At 69.1% G+C, this 14,358-nt stretch carries 12 protein-coding genes and 2 pseudogenes; 7 read left to right on the forward strand and 7 right to left on the reverse strand.

The window, feature by feature from the left end; all coding sequences use genetic code 11:
• Nucleotides 1–245 precede the first annotated feature (245 nt).
• The 3 genes from ACFSJS_RS16150 to ACFSJS_RS16160 all read left to right on the forward strand — a co-directional run bounded on the left by ACFSJS_RS16150 (nt 246) and on the right by ACFSJS_RS16160 (nt 3,222).
• Nucleotides 246–1,196, forward strand: coding sequence for a TauD/TfdA family dioxygenase (locus tag ACFSJS_RS16150; protein ID WP_380900885.1), 951 nt, complete (start codon nt 246–248; stop codon nt 1,194–1,196).
• 84 nt (nt 1,197–1,280) lie between these two features.
• Nucleotides 1,281–2,237: a DMT family transporter gene (locus ACFSJS_RS16155; protein ID WP_380900887.1), complete on the forward strand. Its 957-nt coding sequence runs from the start codon at nt 1,281–1,283 to the stop codon at nt 2,235–2,237.
• Nucleotides 2,238–2,316: 79 nt separating this feature from the next.
• Nucleotides 2,317–3,222 (forward strand): alanyl-tRNA editing protein, encoded by a 906-nt coding sequence (locus tag ACFSJS_RS16160; RefSeq protein ID WP_380900889.1) that lies wholly within the window; start codon nt 2,317–2,319, stop codon nt 3,220–3,222.
• Nucleotides 3,223–3,327: 105 nt separating this feature from the next.
• On the opposite strand, the gene ACFSJS_RS16165 is transcribed toward ACFSJS_RS16160, so the two are convergent.
• Entirely contained in the window at nt 3,328–3,531 is a 204-nt protein-coding gene (locus tag ACFSJS_RS16165) for a hypothetical protein (protein WP_380900891.1), read from the reverse strand.
• 564 nt (nt 3,532–4,095) lie between these two features.
• Between ACFSJS_RS16165 and ACFSJS_RS16170 the strand changes: the two are divergent.
• Nucleotides 4,096–4,266 (forward strand): annotated as a pseudogene (locus ACFSJS_RS16170) (ATP-binding protein); the annotation flags it as partial.
• A 52-nt stretch (nt 4,267–4,318) separates the two neighbouring features.
• Here ACFSJS_RS16170 and ACFSJS_RS16175 read toward each other — a convergent pair.
• Nucleotides 4,319–4,714, reverse strand: coding sequence for a GNAT family N-acetyltransferase (locus ACFSJS_RS16175; protein ID WP_380900893.1), 396 nt, complete (start codon nt 4,712–4,714; stop codon nt 4,319–4,321).
• Nucleotides 4,715–5,449: 735 nt separating this feature from the next.
• Here ACFSJS_RS16175 and ACFSJS_RS16180 point away from each other — a divergent pair.
• Nucleotides 5,450–5,830 (forward strand): hypothetical protein, encoded by a 381-nt coding sequence (locus ACFSJS_RS16180; RefSeq protein ID WP_380900895.1) that lies wholly within the window; start codon nt 5,450–5,452, stop codon nt 5,828–5,830.
• A gap of 42 nt (nt 5,831–5,872) precedes the next feature.
• Here ACFSJS_RS16180 and ACFSJS_RS16185 read toward each other — a convergent pair whose 3' ends face one another.
• A complete protein-coding gene (locus tag ACFSJS_RS16185; protein WP_380900897.1) occupies nt 5,873–6,214 on the reverse strand; it encodes a VOC family protein in 342 nt (113 codons plus the stop codon).
• 357 nt (nt 6,215–6,571) lie between these two features.
• On the opposite strand from ACFSJS_RS16185, the pseudogene ACFSJS_RS16190 reads away from it, so the two are divergent.
• Nucleotides 6,572–6,901, forward strand: a pseudogene (locus ACFSJS_RS16190) (transposase); the annotation flags it as partial.
• 42 nt (nt 6,902–6,943) lie between these two features.
• Here ACFSJS_RS16190 and ACFSJS_RS16195 read toward each other — a convergent pair.
• The 4 genes from ACFSJS_RS16195 to ACFSJS_RS16210 all read right to left on the reverse strand — a co-directional run bounded on the left by ACFSJS_RS16195 (nt 6,944) and on the right by ACFSJS_RS16210 (nt 12,040).
• Nucleotides 6,944–7,936 carry an ArsA family ATPase gene (locus tag ACFSJS_RS16195; RefSeq protein WP_380900899.1) on the reverse strand — a complete coding sequence of 331 codons (993 nt, stop codon included), beginning with the start codon at nt 7,934–7,936 and terminating at the stop codon, nt 6,944–6,946.
• Complete coding sequence (locus tag ACFSJS_RS16200) at nt 7,927–8,184, reverse strand: cory-CC-star protein (RefSeq protein WP_380900901.1); 258 nt, start codon at nt 8,182–8,184, stop codon at nt 7,927–7,929. The genes ACFSJS_RS16195 and ACFSJS_RS16200 overlap by 10 nt, the downstream gene beginning before the upstream one ends.
• Nucleotides 8,181–9,881, reverse strand: coding sequence for a carbon starvation CstA family protein (locus ACFSJS_RS16205; protein WP_380900903.1), 1,701 nt, complete (start codon nt 9,879–9,881; stop codon nt 8,181–8,183). The genes ACFSJS_RS16200 and ACFSJS_RS16205 overlap by 4 nt, the downstream gene beginning before the upstream one ends.
• A 1,232-nt stretch (nt 9,882–11,113) precedes the next feature.
• Complete coding sequence (locus ACFSJS_RS16210; protein WP_380900905.1) at nt 11,114–12,040, reverse strand: hypothetical protein; 927 nt, start codon at nt 12,038–12,040, stop codon at nt 11,114–11,116.
• Between the two features lie 813 nt (nt 12,041–12,853).
• Between ACFSJS_RS16210 and ACFSJS_RS16215 the strand changes: the two genes are divergently transcribed.
• Nucleotides 12,854–14,320: a non-reducing end alpha-L-arabinofuranosidase family hydrolase gene (locus ACFSJS_RS16215; protein ID WP_380900907.1), complete on the forward strand. Its 1,467-nt coding sequence runs from the start codon at nt 12,854–12,856 to the stop codon at nt 14,318–14,320.
• Nucleotides 14,321–14,358 lie beyond the last annotated feature (38 nt).

Below are 14,358 nucleotides of genomic sequence, written 5' to 3' on the forward strand. Positions count from 1 at the left end.
GTTCCTTGACAGACTCGCCGGGGTTCAATGAGCATGGGACCGGCCGGAGGGGGCCCGGGCTTTCTGCCGCCTTCCCCCTGGGCTATTGAGTCGCATGCCGATCAGACCATCGGCCTGGATTCCCGTTTCGCGCACCGACCACAGGGTGCGGCGGGCCGAAACGGCATCGGCGATTTTGCTCTATTGCATTCGCTTCGCCGTCCGCATCGTACTCACCTCACAGGGGACATGTGATGAGTCGCTATGTGCTCGACAGTAACGAGAAGTCAGGCATACGGGATCTGGCCTACAAACTCCTGGTGAACTCCCGCCCGTGGGACGCGGTTCGCTCCGTGGAGGAACTGCGCCGCGAAGCCGAGGAATTACCCGTGGGGCTGCGCCGTTTCATGGCCGAGGCCCGGGTGAAGGAGGAGCCTCTGATCGCCGTGGCCAACCTCCCGGTCTCGGAGGACCTTCCTCCCACTCCCGAGTCCTGGCAGGAGGCCCACCGGAACGAGGCCGGCCTGCTGGAGGAGGTCGTCCTGCTGTTGTGCGCCTCGCTCCTCGGGGATCCGTTCGGCTGGGCCGGGAGCCAGGGCGGTCGGCTGGTGCACGACGTCTGCCCCTCCCGCGGCATGGAGGAGTCGCTCACCAACGCCAGCAGCCGGGCCGCGCTGAACCTGCACACCGAGGACGTGTTCCACTCCTGTCGCGGCGACTACGTCTCGCTTCTCTGCCTGCGGAACCCCGACCGGGTGGGCACGACGATCTCACGCATCGCCGCCCCCGACCGCCTGCGGGAACTGACCGCCCTGTGGGACGATCGATTCCGTTTCTTCCCGGACGACGCCCATTTCGCCGACTCCGCCGAAGTCGACCTGGACGGACGGCGGTTCGAGTGGGGGCCTGTGCTCTTCGGTCCCAAGGACGACCCTTACCTGCGCATCGATCCGGACTTCACCCGGCCCGAACCCGGCGACGACCAGGCGGAGCGGTCCCTGCGCGCGTGCGAGGCACACCTCGCCGACGCGGCCGAGCGAATCGTGCTGGAACCCGGCGAGGCGCTCTTCGTCGACAACTACCGGGTCGTGCACGGCAGGGAGACGTTCACCCCTCGCTACGATGGCACCGATCGGTGGCTGAAGCGCACCAACCTGATCCGCGACATTCGGCGTGCCTACATCCACCAGCGTTCCCGTTCCCGGGTGCTGAGCTGACGTCCTCGCTCCCGCATATCCCGACCACCCGCGACAGACGCCGGGGCACGCCCGAGGGCACCGGCCGACAAGGAGAGTTCGCCCGTGACGCCCCCTCACGACGTTACCGCAGGCCACCGCCAGGGCACTGCCCCGGCTCTGCTGCTGATGGTCGCCGTCACAGCGGTGTGGGGGTCCACCTTCGTCGTCATCCAGGACGCGGTCGACCGGATGCCCGCGAGCGGCTTCAACACCGCCCGTTTCGCGGTGGCCGCCCTGGTGCTCGTCGCGCTCCGGCCGCGGTCCTTACTCGCCCTGGACCGAGGCGGCGTCCTGCGGGGTGTGTTGCTGGGCACCGCCCTGGCCGCGACCTACCTGCTCCAGGCGTACGGCCTGCAGCACACCTCGTCGACCGTCTCCGCCTTCATCACCGGCATGTTCGTCGTCTTCACCCCGCTGATCAGCGCTGTGGTGCTGCGCAAACGGCTGGCAGCCGCCACCTGGGCGGGCACGGGGCTGGCCGTGGTGGGCCTGGCCCTGCTGACCCTGCGCGGCTTCGCCATCGGCCACGGTGAGGCACTGACCCTTCTCTGCGCCTTCTGCCTGGCCCTGCAGATCGTCGGCACCGGCGAGTGGGTGACCGGCCGCGACCCGTACGCCCTCGTCGTCGTCCAGCTGCTCACGGTGACGGTGCTGTGCGGAGCCGCCTCGGTGCCGGACGGGTTCCGCGTGGTCCCCCCGGACGCCTCCGCGTGGTTCGGCGTCCTGATGACGGGAGTGCTGGCGACCGCGGTCGCCATCGTCGTCCAGACCTGGGCGCAGACCCGGATCAGCGCGGTCCGGGTGGCCGTGGTGATGACCATGGAACCGGTGTTCGCCGCCCTGATCGGACGGCTGGTCGGCGACTGTCTGACCCTGGTGCAGATGGCGGGCGCGGCGCTGGTCCTGATCGCGATGTACGTGGTCGAACTGGGTTCGGCCGGCCGCGACCGGCCCCAAGCGCCCCGCCGGCACCGGCTGGAGAAACCGCCCGTCGACCTCTCCTCCGCCGGTGGGGCCTGAGCGGTGTGTGCCCCGTGACCACGAAGCCGCTCGCCGCTACGGCGGACCGTACCCCTTGCAAGGAGACACTGATCCACCGATGACCGACATCGCCACCCGGACCCCGCCCACCGAAGTGCTCTTCCCGGAGGGAACCCTCCACGCGAAGGCACGGGTCCAACGGGTCGAACACGACGCCGACGGCAGGCTGCTGCTCGTCACGGACCGCACCCCGTTTCATCCCTTGGACCACACCTGGCCCGACCAGCCGGCCGACCGGGGAACCGTGGTCTTCGGCGGTACGCGTCACACCGTGATCGACGCCGTCACCGGGGCCGTCGGCCCCGGGGCCGTCGGCCCCGGGGCCGAGGAACTCCTCACCGGAGGGGACATCCCGGTGCGCCGGGGAGACCCGGACTGGTCGTTCGTGGTCGTCCACGTGCTCGACCGGCCGGAGGACGGCACGGCGCCACCGGCCGTCGGGCAGGAGGTCGACCTGGCCGTGGACGGGGAGCACCGGGCGGGCCTCAGCGCCGGGCACTCCGCATGCCACCTTGTCTCGCTCGCCCTGAACGAGCGGACGGCGGATCTGTGGTCGAAGAAACCGCCGCGCCTGGACTGCCTGGGCAACCCCGACTTCGACCAGACGGCGATCGCGGAGTCCCGGATCCTGCCCTACGGCAGTGTCGACAGGTACCGGCTCGGCAAGTCGCTGCGCAAGGCCGGGTTCGCCGCCGCCGTCCTGGCGGAACGGCTCGCCGAGCTCCAGGACGCCGTGAACGGGCAGGTGGCCGCCTGGATCGCGGCCGGGGGCGCGGCGCGCATCGACCGCGAGGAATCCCACCTGTCCGCCCGCCGCTGGTGGACCTGCGACCTGCCGAGCGGCCGGGCGCGCATCCCGTGCGGCGGCACCCATGTCGCCTCGACGGCCGACCTGGGGTCCGTCACCGTCACCCTCGACCTGTCCCCCGGCGAGTTGACCGTACGGACCCGGGTGGCTCCCTGAGAGCACGTCCGCCGCCGGCGCCGGTACTGCCGGCGGCGGACGGATGCCCGGTGGCCGGAGTGATCCCGGGCGCGGCGGATGTCCTCGTGGGTCTGCGGGCTTTCCTCAGCGCGTGCACGTTGTCGCGGCGCTGTAGGCGTACAGGGCGACGAAGCCGACCACGCAGGCGAGGATCATCCGGGACACGTGGAGCGGTACGACGGTCTGCGAACGCGCCGGAGCGGTGGTGCCTCCGTCCAGGACGCGGCCCGCGCGGAGCAGGATTCCGTCCCCGCGTCCCGAGGGGGCGAGGCTGATCCGGCGCTGCACGTGTTCCCCTGGATGACCACACCCCCGGACCGGTTCCGGTACACGGTGTGCCGACGCCAGAGCACATCTGCTAACTGCGCTGCTGTTTCTCTCAGAAGCCGTTGTCTTTCCGAGAGTGATGGGTTCGTTTTCGCTGGCCAGGTGTAGGGGTGGTGTTTCGGCGGGAGGGACGGGGTGTCGTGTTGTCTCTTCGGCGGAGGTGCCGGGGTGCCGTCGGTGATGGGGTCGCTGGAGGAGCGTGAACGCGCCGCTCGGCAGCGGGTGGAGGTTCTCCAGGCCGAGCTGCGGGAGGCCGAGGCGGTGTGGGAACGGTTCGTGATCGCCCGTGAGACGGTGGGTGAGGTTCTGGCGGAGCTCCGTGGAGGCGAGGACGTGGTGCCGGTCGCGGCGGTCGGTGAACGGCCGGTGCAGGTCTGGCTTTGTTCACGAGTTGCGTCAGCGGTTGTACACGGGTTTGGAAGGCGCCCAGATCCACGGTCGGGTGATGTTCACGAGTTTTGTCAGCACCGGGGTGCTTGCCAGGACAGCACCGGGGTTTTCCCGGTGAGAGGTCCTGGTCATGCCGCAGATAACGAGTCCTTCGGCGGGTGGACGAAGACGTTCACCGACCCCCGCCTCTGCGCGGCCATCGTGGACCGTTTGACCTTCAACGGCGCGATCATCGAGACCGGCACCGATTCCTACCGGCTGGCCAGCACCAGGGCCCGCGCCGAGGAACACGGCGTCGCCAGCTGAAGATCTTCCTCCCGGCCTCTGAGCACCTGGCCAGGGGCCGGGAGACCAGGGATCACAACGCGATCAGTCCCGCCGCTGTCTCTCTGAAGCCGCAGGCATCGAAGTAGAACGTCCGCAAGTGCTCTTCGAAGTCGACATGCAGCCACTCACACCCTGCCGCACGGCACTCCTCAGCAGCCGCCCTGATCAGTGCGGATCCCACTCCGTTCGAACGACAGCGCTGAGCTACGACCGTATCCAGAACGAATGCATGGACTCCGCCGTCCCAGGCTACGTTGACGAAGCCGACCAAACGATCACCTTCCCAAGCGCAGACCCAACCGAGACTGTGACATTGAAGCCTTGCTCGCCAGTCCGTCTGCCCGACCGGATGACCGAAACCTTCGGCATGCAACTCGTTGAGAGCTGAGTTGTCGACGTCGCCTCGCCACTCATACGTGATCGTCATGGTCCGAACCTAGTGACCATCAAAGCCGGACTACAGGACGGGCCGACTCACCCAGCCTCGGCTGCCGTCAAAACTGCTGAACAACGAGCGCGTCGAAGATCGCTAAGTGCCGCTCAAACTCGTCGATAACTGTTGCCGCAACAAACGGACGAAGCCACAGGTCAGGCAGGCGGTGCCCGGCTCAGTGGTGCCGCACTGGGAGGAAGGGCTCGCCCCGGCGGTTCTCGCGCCGGACTACCGGCGGATCATGGACGTCCCGGCCGATGGGAACGGGATGCGCGGGGAGGCGATGGACTGTCGTCGACTCGCGGCCGCGCTGGGCTGGAGCCGGTCCCCTGCCGGCGGACAAGGGCTACCAAGGCACCCGCGACAATGCCCGGGGCCCTTCCACGGTCAATGGGATGCGCTCCCCACCGGTCAACAGGCCGCGAACCAACCCCGGGTCAGGATCCGCGCCCTCGTCAAACCGGCCATGACACCCCTCAAGCCCTGGCGGCCACTGTGCCGACTTCGATGCTCGACCGCCCTCATCACGAGCCTCGTCCAAGCCGTCCCCAGCCTCCACCACACCTCCTCAACCGCAAGGTGAAAAAACCTCACCGGCGGGTGCAGCCGACGCCAAGTCCCCGCAGGCCGCCGGAGTTTGACGGTGCGGAGGCGCTGAGTTGACCTCGTTCCGGCCCCGATGAAAGGGTTCTTGTATCCCACACGTTTCCGTAGACGGGAGCTTTTGTCATGGGCACTCTCAGATTCGCCGGAAAGTCATGCGTCGCCGTCGCTCTGGCCTCCGCGGCCACACTGCTGATGCCGGCCACACCGGCCTCCGCCGCGGACTGGGACCGGAGCTGCTACAGCATCTCGGCCCCCTACAAGGGCATCAGCGAGATCATCGGCAAGGCCGGCAAGACCAGCAGCAGCTGCACGGACGCCACCATCTCCCTGCAGCGCCACCGCTGGTACGGCTGGCAGGAGGTGGACTGGGCTCCGCTCGAGAGCGGCTCCAACATGGCGTGGTGGACCTGCACGGGTTCCGGCACCTACACCTACAAGACGGTCGTGGGCGTCGACTCCAACCTCGCCGTCTACGAGAGCGCCGAACGCCGCCTGACCTGCTGAGGACGGACGGCGGCCACGGGCCGCCCCGGAGGCTGGTCGAGGTCAGAGCGGAGCGCCGCCGAACCCGATCTCGTTTCCGTCCGGATCCCGGTACGTGACCTTGCGGACGCCATTGGAGTAGGTCTCGCGGCTTGCGGGCTCCAGCCCCCGATCGGCGATCCCGGCGACACAGGTGTCGAGGTCTTCGACGAAGACGGTGTGCAGGGCGTGGCCGGCGCGCCCGGGCCGGTGCTCGACGTACACGTACCGGTGTTCCGCCAGCTCCCACACGGCCTCCGTGTCGTTCGGGATGAATGTCGGCGGGGAGCCGAGCAGCCGCTCGTACCAGACCAGCGCCGCTGCGTAGTCGTTGACGGGGATGCCTGCGAAGAGGTCGACGGCCATGGCGCCATGGTAGGCCCGGGACGCCCGGCGTCCCGGGCCGGCTCACGCGTACCGGCAACGAGCCGCAAGGCCGGGGCACGAGCTCCGAAAGAATTTTCTGTCCCTGCCAGGGTGTTTGGTTCCGGCTTGGAGGGCGGACCGGCTCGTAATCATTGAAGCGGCAGAGGCCTTCCGTGGCTGGTGGGATGCATGGGGAGCCGCAGGGAGCCGTTTCACTGCCTTCGCTCCTATCCGATCCAAAATCGCCCCCGTTCAGCCCGGTTTGCGCCCTGGGTCCGCGGTTCAGCGGTCGGTACCACCGGAACGTGCCTCAAACCTCGGCCTCACCCCAGCGACCTGTCCGACGCCCGCTGAAAACTGATCGAACCCACGCTGACCGCCTGGCGCACCGAGCGCCGTGGCCGGGACCTGACCATCGGGCACCCGCCCCGGCACGACCTGCGCCGCATCCTGGATGCCATCTTGTACGTGGACCGCACCGGCATCCCCTGGCGTTACCTCCCGCACGACTTCCCACCGTGGGGGATCGTCTACGGATACTTCGCCGCCTGGCAGGCCGACGGTGTCTTCGCCCGGCTCACCGGGCCGCTCCGCCGCTTGGTGCGGGAAGCCGAAGGACGCGATGCCGAGCCGAGCGCGTGCGTGCTCGACGCCCGGAGCGTGAAGACCTCCGCGAACGCGCCGGCCGGTGCCCGGCGCGCGCCACGGGCCGGCGTGGAGCCCGGGATCTCAGGAAGGGGAGGGTCCGAGCCTGTCTGCCAGCGCGGCGAGGGCCTGTGTGCCCACCAGGTCCCCCGGCAGCAGCGGCACGTCGAGCAGGGGGACGTCCGGGATCCGCTGCCGCAGCCTGGCGAGGTGTTCGTCCTCCTGTCTCCGGCGGCGGTCGAGCAGCTCGCCGGCGTCCGCTGGGGAACGGCGGTTGGCGACGAGTGCGGTCACGTCGACACCGAGGCCGGCGAGCTTTTCGTACACCTCCATGGTTTCGGCGATCGGGAGCAGTTCGGCGGTCAGTACGAGCACGAATCCGGTCCGCGCCGGGTCCGTCACCATCTCGCGCAGCCGGGAGAAGCGGTTGCGTCGGCGCAGCAGGATGCGGCGCAGCTCGGCGTCGCGGTCGGTCTGCCTGCCGCCGCCGAGACCCCGCATCGCGGCGCCGAACTGCTCGGACCGGTCGCGGTTGGCGAGCAGGGTCTCGGTCCAGGAGGTGAGCTGCTCGGGCAGCGCGAGCAGCCGCAGTGTGTGCCCGGACGGCGCGGTGTCGAAGACGACCAGGTCGTAGGCCGCCTCCCCGAGTTCCATCGCCTCGGCGATCCGCTCCAACACCGCTGACTCGTGGGTGCCGGGCGCCTGTCGGGCCAGTTGAAGGTGCCGGGCGGCCGGTGCGTGCATCCGCTCGGGGAGCAACCGCCGCATCGTCTCGGCGACCGCCGACAGGTGCTGCTCGACCGTGCGCTCCGGGTCGATCTCCAGCCCGTCGACGTGACCGGTCGTCCCCGCCCCGGAGGCGAGGTCCGCGGGGCCGGCGAGGCGCACGGGCTCGTCACCCACGGGGCGGCCCCAGAGGTGGCCGAGGTTGTGGGCGGGGTCGGTGGAGACCAGCAGCACGCGGGCGCCCGACCGGGCACGGCCGAGGGCGAGCGCCGCGGCGACGGACGTCTTGCCGACCCCGCCCTTGCCTCCGACGAAGACGGCCCTGCGCGAGGTGATGAGGTCTAGCAGCACCCGACGTGCCCCAGTGGTGAGCGGTCCATGCCCATGCGACGGTGCCAGGCGTGGAAGTCCTCGTAGAGGGCGGGCATCAGTTCGGCGGTGTAGTACGCCGCCGGATCCGGTACGCCCAGTGCCTCCGCCAGGACCACCATCCGGAAGAGGTCGTCCTCCTCGCGCCGGGCGCGGGCGAAGGTACGCCGGTAGGGACCGGCGTAGAACTCCTCCAGCCCGGCCCGGAGCGAGGCCCAGCGCGACGTCACTTCGTCAGCCCGGTCTTCTCCGTCGCATCGGCGTCGGGAGCGTCCGGCGGCTCCTGGGACACCCGCCGCATCGCGAGGACCGCCTCGAAGGCGACCCACAGGGCGGCGACGATGATGACGAGGTCGATGGTCAGCAGCAGCCAGTCCCGGGCGTCGTAGAAGTCGCCGAGCTGCACGACCGCGGCCCAGAACGCCATGACGAACACGACCGTGAGCGGGATCAGCGCAGGTGCCGGATTGCGCCGCTCGCGGATCAGCATGACGGCGACGATGGACAGCGTCAGGGAGGCCAGCAGCTGATTGCTGGTTCCGAACAGCGGCCAGATGCGGAGGCCTCCCTCGCCTCCGGCCCCCTGGCTGAAGGTGAGTCCCGCACCGACGGCGAGCGCGATGAGGGTGCCGACGACATTGTTGATCTTCATCTTCGCGGCCTCGCCGGCCTCCTGGACGACGAAGCGCAGCAGACGCATGCCGGTGTCCATGGTGGTGGCAGCGAACAGGATCGCCATGGTGGCCAGGACCGTGGAACTCAGCGATACGGGCAGGCCCAGGCCGCTGTTGAGGATCGCGCCGCCGCCCGAGACGAACGCGGCGACGCCGCCCTCGCCGAAGGCGCTGTAAACGGCCTCCCAGTCGGCCAGGGTGCGGTAGCCCGCGGTGGCGGCGATGATCGCGCCGAGCGCGAGCATGCCCTCGCCGACCGCGCCGAAGTAGCCGACGAAACGGGCGTCGGTCTCCTTGTCCAGCTGTTTCGAGCTGGTGCCGGAGGACACCATGCCGTGGAAGCCGGAGATCGCGCCGCACGCGACGGTGACGAAGAGCAGCGGCACGAGATCCGGGGTGCCCGCGGGCACGGCGTCGTTGAAGGCCGGAGCGACGACCGTCGGAGCACTCAGCAGCACCGAGACGAACAGGATGCCGAGTCCGACGAAGAGCTGGACGCCGTTGATGTAGTCACGAGGCTGGAGCAGCACCCACACGGGCAGCAGGGAGGCTACGCCGGCGTAGGCGAAGAGGGCGATGATCCAGAAGGTCGCCGGAGACATGCCCAGGATCGGGTCGGGCAGCTCCACCGGGACGGCGTCGCCGAGGAGGATCAGGCCGTAGAGCGCCGCGACGCCGACCACGGTGACCAGGCCGAGGCTCATCTTGTAGCGGTAGACCGCCTGACCGACCAGCAGCGCCACCGCGACCGCGCCCCAGGCGGGGATCACCGCCGAGGGTGTGGAGATCAGCAGATTCTTGATCACCACCGCGAAGGCCGCGACCACCATCAGGAGCAGCAGGAAGATCACGACAAGGAAGAGATTGGCGCCCCGGACGCCGATGTAGCGGCCGGAGAGCGTGCCGATCGAGCGGCCCTTGTTGCGCGCCGAGGCCCACAGGGCACCCAGGTCGTGCATGCCCGCGAAGAAGACCGTACCGAGGGTGACCCACAGGAACGCGGGCAGCCAGCCCCAGATGACGGCGACTGCGGGGCCGACGATGGGCGCTGCGCCCGCGACCGAGGTGAAGTGGTGTCCCCACAGCACGAACTTGTTGGTCGGGACATAGTCCACGCCGTCCTGCAGTTCGTGCGCGGGCGTCTGAAAGGACGCATCGAGCTTGTAGACCCGGTTGCCCAGGAATTTCGAATACAGGACGTATCCGCCCGCGAATATCGCGAGACCGATCACGAGCAGGAGAAGTGCGTTCATACGGAAGGCTCTCTGAGATCTGGAAGACGGGGCGCCGGTCTGCACGAGACGTGTGCCTGGCAGGCGGACGGCGGAGACGGTGGAACATGGCTCTTCTCGGCCAGAGCAGGAGGCCGGCTACGTGCGCCCCTTTCAGACAGCTTGGTGGCGAGTCCGGGCGTGGCGTGCCGCACCCGGACGGTGACCGCGCCGCAGTCCTCGGCAGACAGCTCGCCGAGGCGAAGGCCGGTCTGGGCCGACTCGGGGGCACTGCTTCCGCCGCGCACGCCGTGGTTGTCGGTGTCGCCGCCGGCTCCGACCTCGATTCCGGATTTGGCGACGTCGACCGAAAACGCTCCCTTCATGGTCCGCTCATGCTAGGCGACTGACCAAGCGATGAGGAGCCCCTGAAAGCTGGTGGCGACCGACACACCGGGCGGGCGCCGCACCTCCAGCCCATCCCGCTTATCCATTCGGGACAGATTAACCGACTTCATGTGATTTGATCGATAAAATACCCAAATCGCACCGGCATCGGCGTTGTCGGGGGTGGGGCTTCGGCCGGAGCGGTGGGCGAAATTCGTACCCGGCCCGGGCGCGGTGGCCGACTTGTCGGCCCCGGCTCCAACCAGAGCCGGTGCCGGCACCGGACGCAAACGCCACCTCGCCACCGACACCCTGGGCCTGCTCCCGGCCGTCCTCGTCACCGCTGCCGGCGCCACGACTCCACCGCAGGCACCCACCTGCCCGACCACCTCGCCACCCACCACCGAAACATCACCAAGGTCTGGGCCGACGCCGGCTACAAGAACGCCGCCGTCGAGCACGGCGGCGGCCACGGGGATGGCTGTGTCGAGGTACGGATCCAGATCGTTATCGGGCCTCGCCCGCGTACCATTCGCTGAACCACAGCGGGACCGGCTCGAACTGTGGCGACCTGTCACCGCCACCTGCCCCACGGCATCCGGGTTCCCGTAAGGCCGACCGTCTCACCGCTGCCCGCACCGCCGACGACCCGTGGACCGCCCTCCTCGACATCGTCGACCCCCTCGCCGCCCCCGCCACCGACCCCGCCTTCACCTCGGCCGCCCAGCTCCCCACCCTGCGCCTGATCCTCCACCGCTTCCTACGGCCCCACACGCCAGGAACCGGAGCGATGAACGGGCATCCATAGGACCCAATACAGCGGCAAGCACACAGAGTGACCTTCCGGCCGCATTGGCGGCGAATACGCGACACCTCAACCTGCGCGCCTACCAGTCCCGAGGCCGGGTCCCGGCGGCCGTGGTGCCGCGCGGGGGCAGTGATCGTCGGCGTGAGGGCCGTCGGGGGGCTGCGGTGGATGCCTGGCAGCCCGGTGGCCGTCCCGGCGTGCGTGGGTCGCCGGAACGGCCGTGCGGGTGGTCGGAACGGTGCCGGGCTCTGGCTGCCCTGGGCGGAAGGGGACACCGGAGACAGCTCGGGACACTCCGCGGCCAGCTTGGCGCGGAGGCGGGCCGGCTCCTCGGCCTCCTCCTGCCGGCGAGCAGCGGCCTCGGCGGCCCGGCGCTCCTCCTCGGCCCGCTCCCCTGCGCCCACCGGGCGACGGCGGCCTGCGCGGCGGCGGCCTCGTTCCGGCAGGGAGCGCACACCCCGTCTGCGGGGACGTCGCCGGGAAACGGACGCCCGCAGTCCAGGCACTCCGTCAGCCTCCGGAGGCCGGCGCCCCGGCTGCCCTGCGCCACGGGCTTCTCCGCCTGACGGGCGGCGCGGCGCTCGGCACGCCGCTCCCGGCACAGCCGGCACTTGTAGTCGGCCGGGTCGTCGCTGTCGATGTCGAGCCTGTACGACGACGGCGCTCCGGCGCCGTACAGCTCGCCGTCCTCGCACATGATCTCGGGGCACTCGCCTGGGGCGGCCAGGGTGTGCGCGACCGCGACGGGGCGCTCGATGCGCCGGCCGGGGGTGTAGCCGCAGGCGACGTCCGCGTACCCGAACCCCACCCAGCGGCGCGCGATGCGGTCGATGAGCCGAACCGAGGCGACCTCGGGCCGCTCCAGCTCCCTGGCCGGCACCGGGCACACCTGGTTGGGCAGCCGGTTGTGCGGCAGCAGCTCCAGCAGGCCCTCGGGAAGCTTCCGCTCGATCCCGCTCAGCTCGGCCGCGTGCTCCCGGAGGAGACGCCGGTCTTCCTGTCGCATGCTGCCGGCCTTGGACTCACTCGGCGCGGCAGCGCCGGCAGCAGAGCGCGGAGCTCCTGCCGGACAACGGATCCGGGAAGGGCATGAGAGCCCATGGCTGTGCCTCCAGGGTGGAAGTAACGGAACCGCCGGACACCGCGGTCATGGGAGCCGGGAGGCTCTCGACCGGCACGGACGGCGCCCGGTCGGTCGCCGGGTGACGTACGCCGGGCGGCAGCGGTCCTTCGACACAGGCACGGGGGTACTCCATCGCTGCTCAGCCGGAGGCGCCACGCGGCGCCGCACACCTCTCCGCCTGCATGAGGCGTCAGGATGCGTCGGCGTGAGCCTCACCGGAACGAAGGACGGGGTGGTGCAGGTGTTTCGGTGTGCGGATCTGCCGTCTGCTGTGCGCGGCTCTGCCGTACAGCGCAGTCCGCACAGGACCATAACGTTCGAAACATCGAACAATGGTCGGCCATCCAGACAAGATATTGCGGAGTTGACAGCGCCTCGTCAACCCTCGCGGCGCGAAAAATTTTCGCCCACATGCGAAACTTTCAGACCCTCGCGAGCCGGGCGGATCCCTGAACCGGCGAGCCGCGTCGTGAACCTGCGGATACCCAGTCGGTGTGGCGGCTTGTCGCATCCGGGGGAAGGAAGGGTTTACGGACAGCTCGGTGGCAGGTCTTGACCGGAAGGCCTCGCCTTCTTAGCTTGTGGCGTCACAGAACCGGAAAACATCCGAAATTTTCGAGCCTGCCCTTGCCCCCGGCGCGACCGTTCCAGGGTTCATCGGCGTCATCTCACCCCCGCCCCCAAGGAGGCCCTCTGATGTGGCTTCGCCGCTCGTCTCCAGTCCACCCAAGGCGCTTACTCGGCGTCTTTGTCCCCTTACTGCTGGCGGCCGCCTTCCTCGGTGCCCAGCCCGCCGAAGCCGCGACCGTAGACCCCAGCGCCTCGTATGTGCTGGTCAACCGCAACAGCGGCAAAGCCCTGGACGTCTACAACATGGCGACCGACGACGGCGCCCGCATCACCCAATGGACCAGGAACAACCAGAGCCAGCAGCAGTGGCAGTTCGTCGATTCCGGGGACGGCTACTACCGCATCAAGTCCCGCCACTCGGGCAAGGTACTGGACGTCCACAACTGGTCCACCGCGAACGGCGGCTCGATCGTCCAGTGGACCGACCTGAACGGCACCAACCAGCAGTGGCGGCTGGCCGACAGTTCGGACGGCTACGTGAGGCTCATCTCGCGTCACAGCAACAAGGCCCTCGAAGTGCAAGGCGCCTCCACCGCCGACAACGCGAACATCGTCCAGTACGACGACTGGGGCGGCGCCAACCAGCAGTGGCGGCTCGTCACGGTCGGCACCGAGACCCCCGGCCCGTGTGATCTTCCGTCGGCCTACCGCTGGACGTCGACGGGCGCGCTGGCGCAGCCCAAGCAGGGGTGGGTCTCGCTCAAGGACTTCACCGTCGCCCCCTACAACGGCAGACAACTCGTCTACGCGACCACGCATGACACAGGGACGAGGTGGGGTTCGATGAACTTCGGCCTGTTCACCGATTGGTCGGAGATGGCCTCGGCCAGCCAGAACACGATGTCCAATGCCACCGTCGCACCCACGCTCTTCTACTTCGCTCCGAAGAACGTCTGGGTGCTCGCCTACCAGTGGGGCAGGACCGCCTTCTCCTACCGGACGTCGAGCGACCCCACCAACCCGAATGGCTGGTCATCCGAACAGGTGCTCTTCTCCGGAAACATCTCCGACTCCGGAACAGGGCCCATCGACCAGACGCTCATCGGTGACGGCACGAACATGTACCTGTTCTTCGCCGGCGACAACGGCAAGATCTACCGGGCCAGCATGCCGATCGGGAACTTCCCGGGCAGCTTCGGCTCGACCTCGACAGTGATCATGAGCGACACGACGAACAACCTGTTCGAAGCCCCGCAGGTCTACAAGTTGCGGGGCCAGAACCGCTACCTCATGATCGTCGAGGCGATCGGCTCGCAGGGCCGGTACTTCCGCTCCTTCACGGCCACCAGCCTGAACGGCTCCTGGACGCCCCAGGCCGCGACCGAAAGCAATCCCTTCGCCGGCAAGGCCAACAGTGGCGCCACTTGGACCAACGACATCAGCCACGGCGAACTGATCCGCACCAGCCCCGATCAGACCATGACCGTCGATCCCTGCAACCTGCAGTTGCTCTACCAGGGACGCAGCCCCAACTCCGGCGGCGACTACGGCCTCCTGCCCTACCGTCCGGGTCTGCTGACACTGCAGCGCTGACGGCATGACACGATTCCGGCTCCGGTAGGGAGCCGGCG

Origin of the sequence: Streptomyces desertarenae, assembly GCF_042681365.1 — a bacterium.
Lineage (GTDB): Bacteria > Actinomycetota > Actinomycetes > Streptomycetales > Streptomycetaceae > Streptomyces > Streptomyces desertarenae.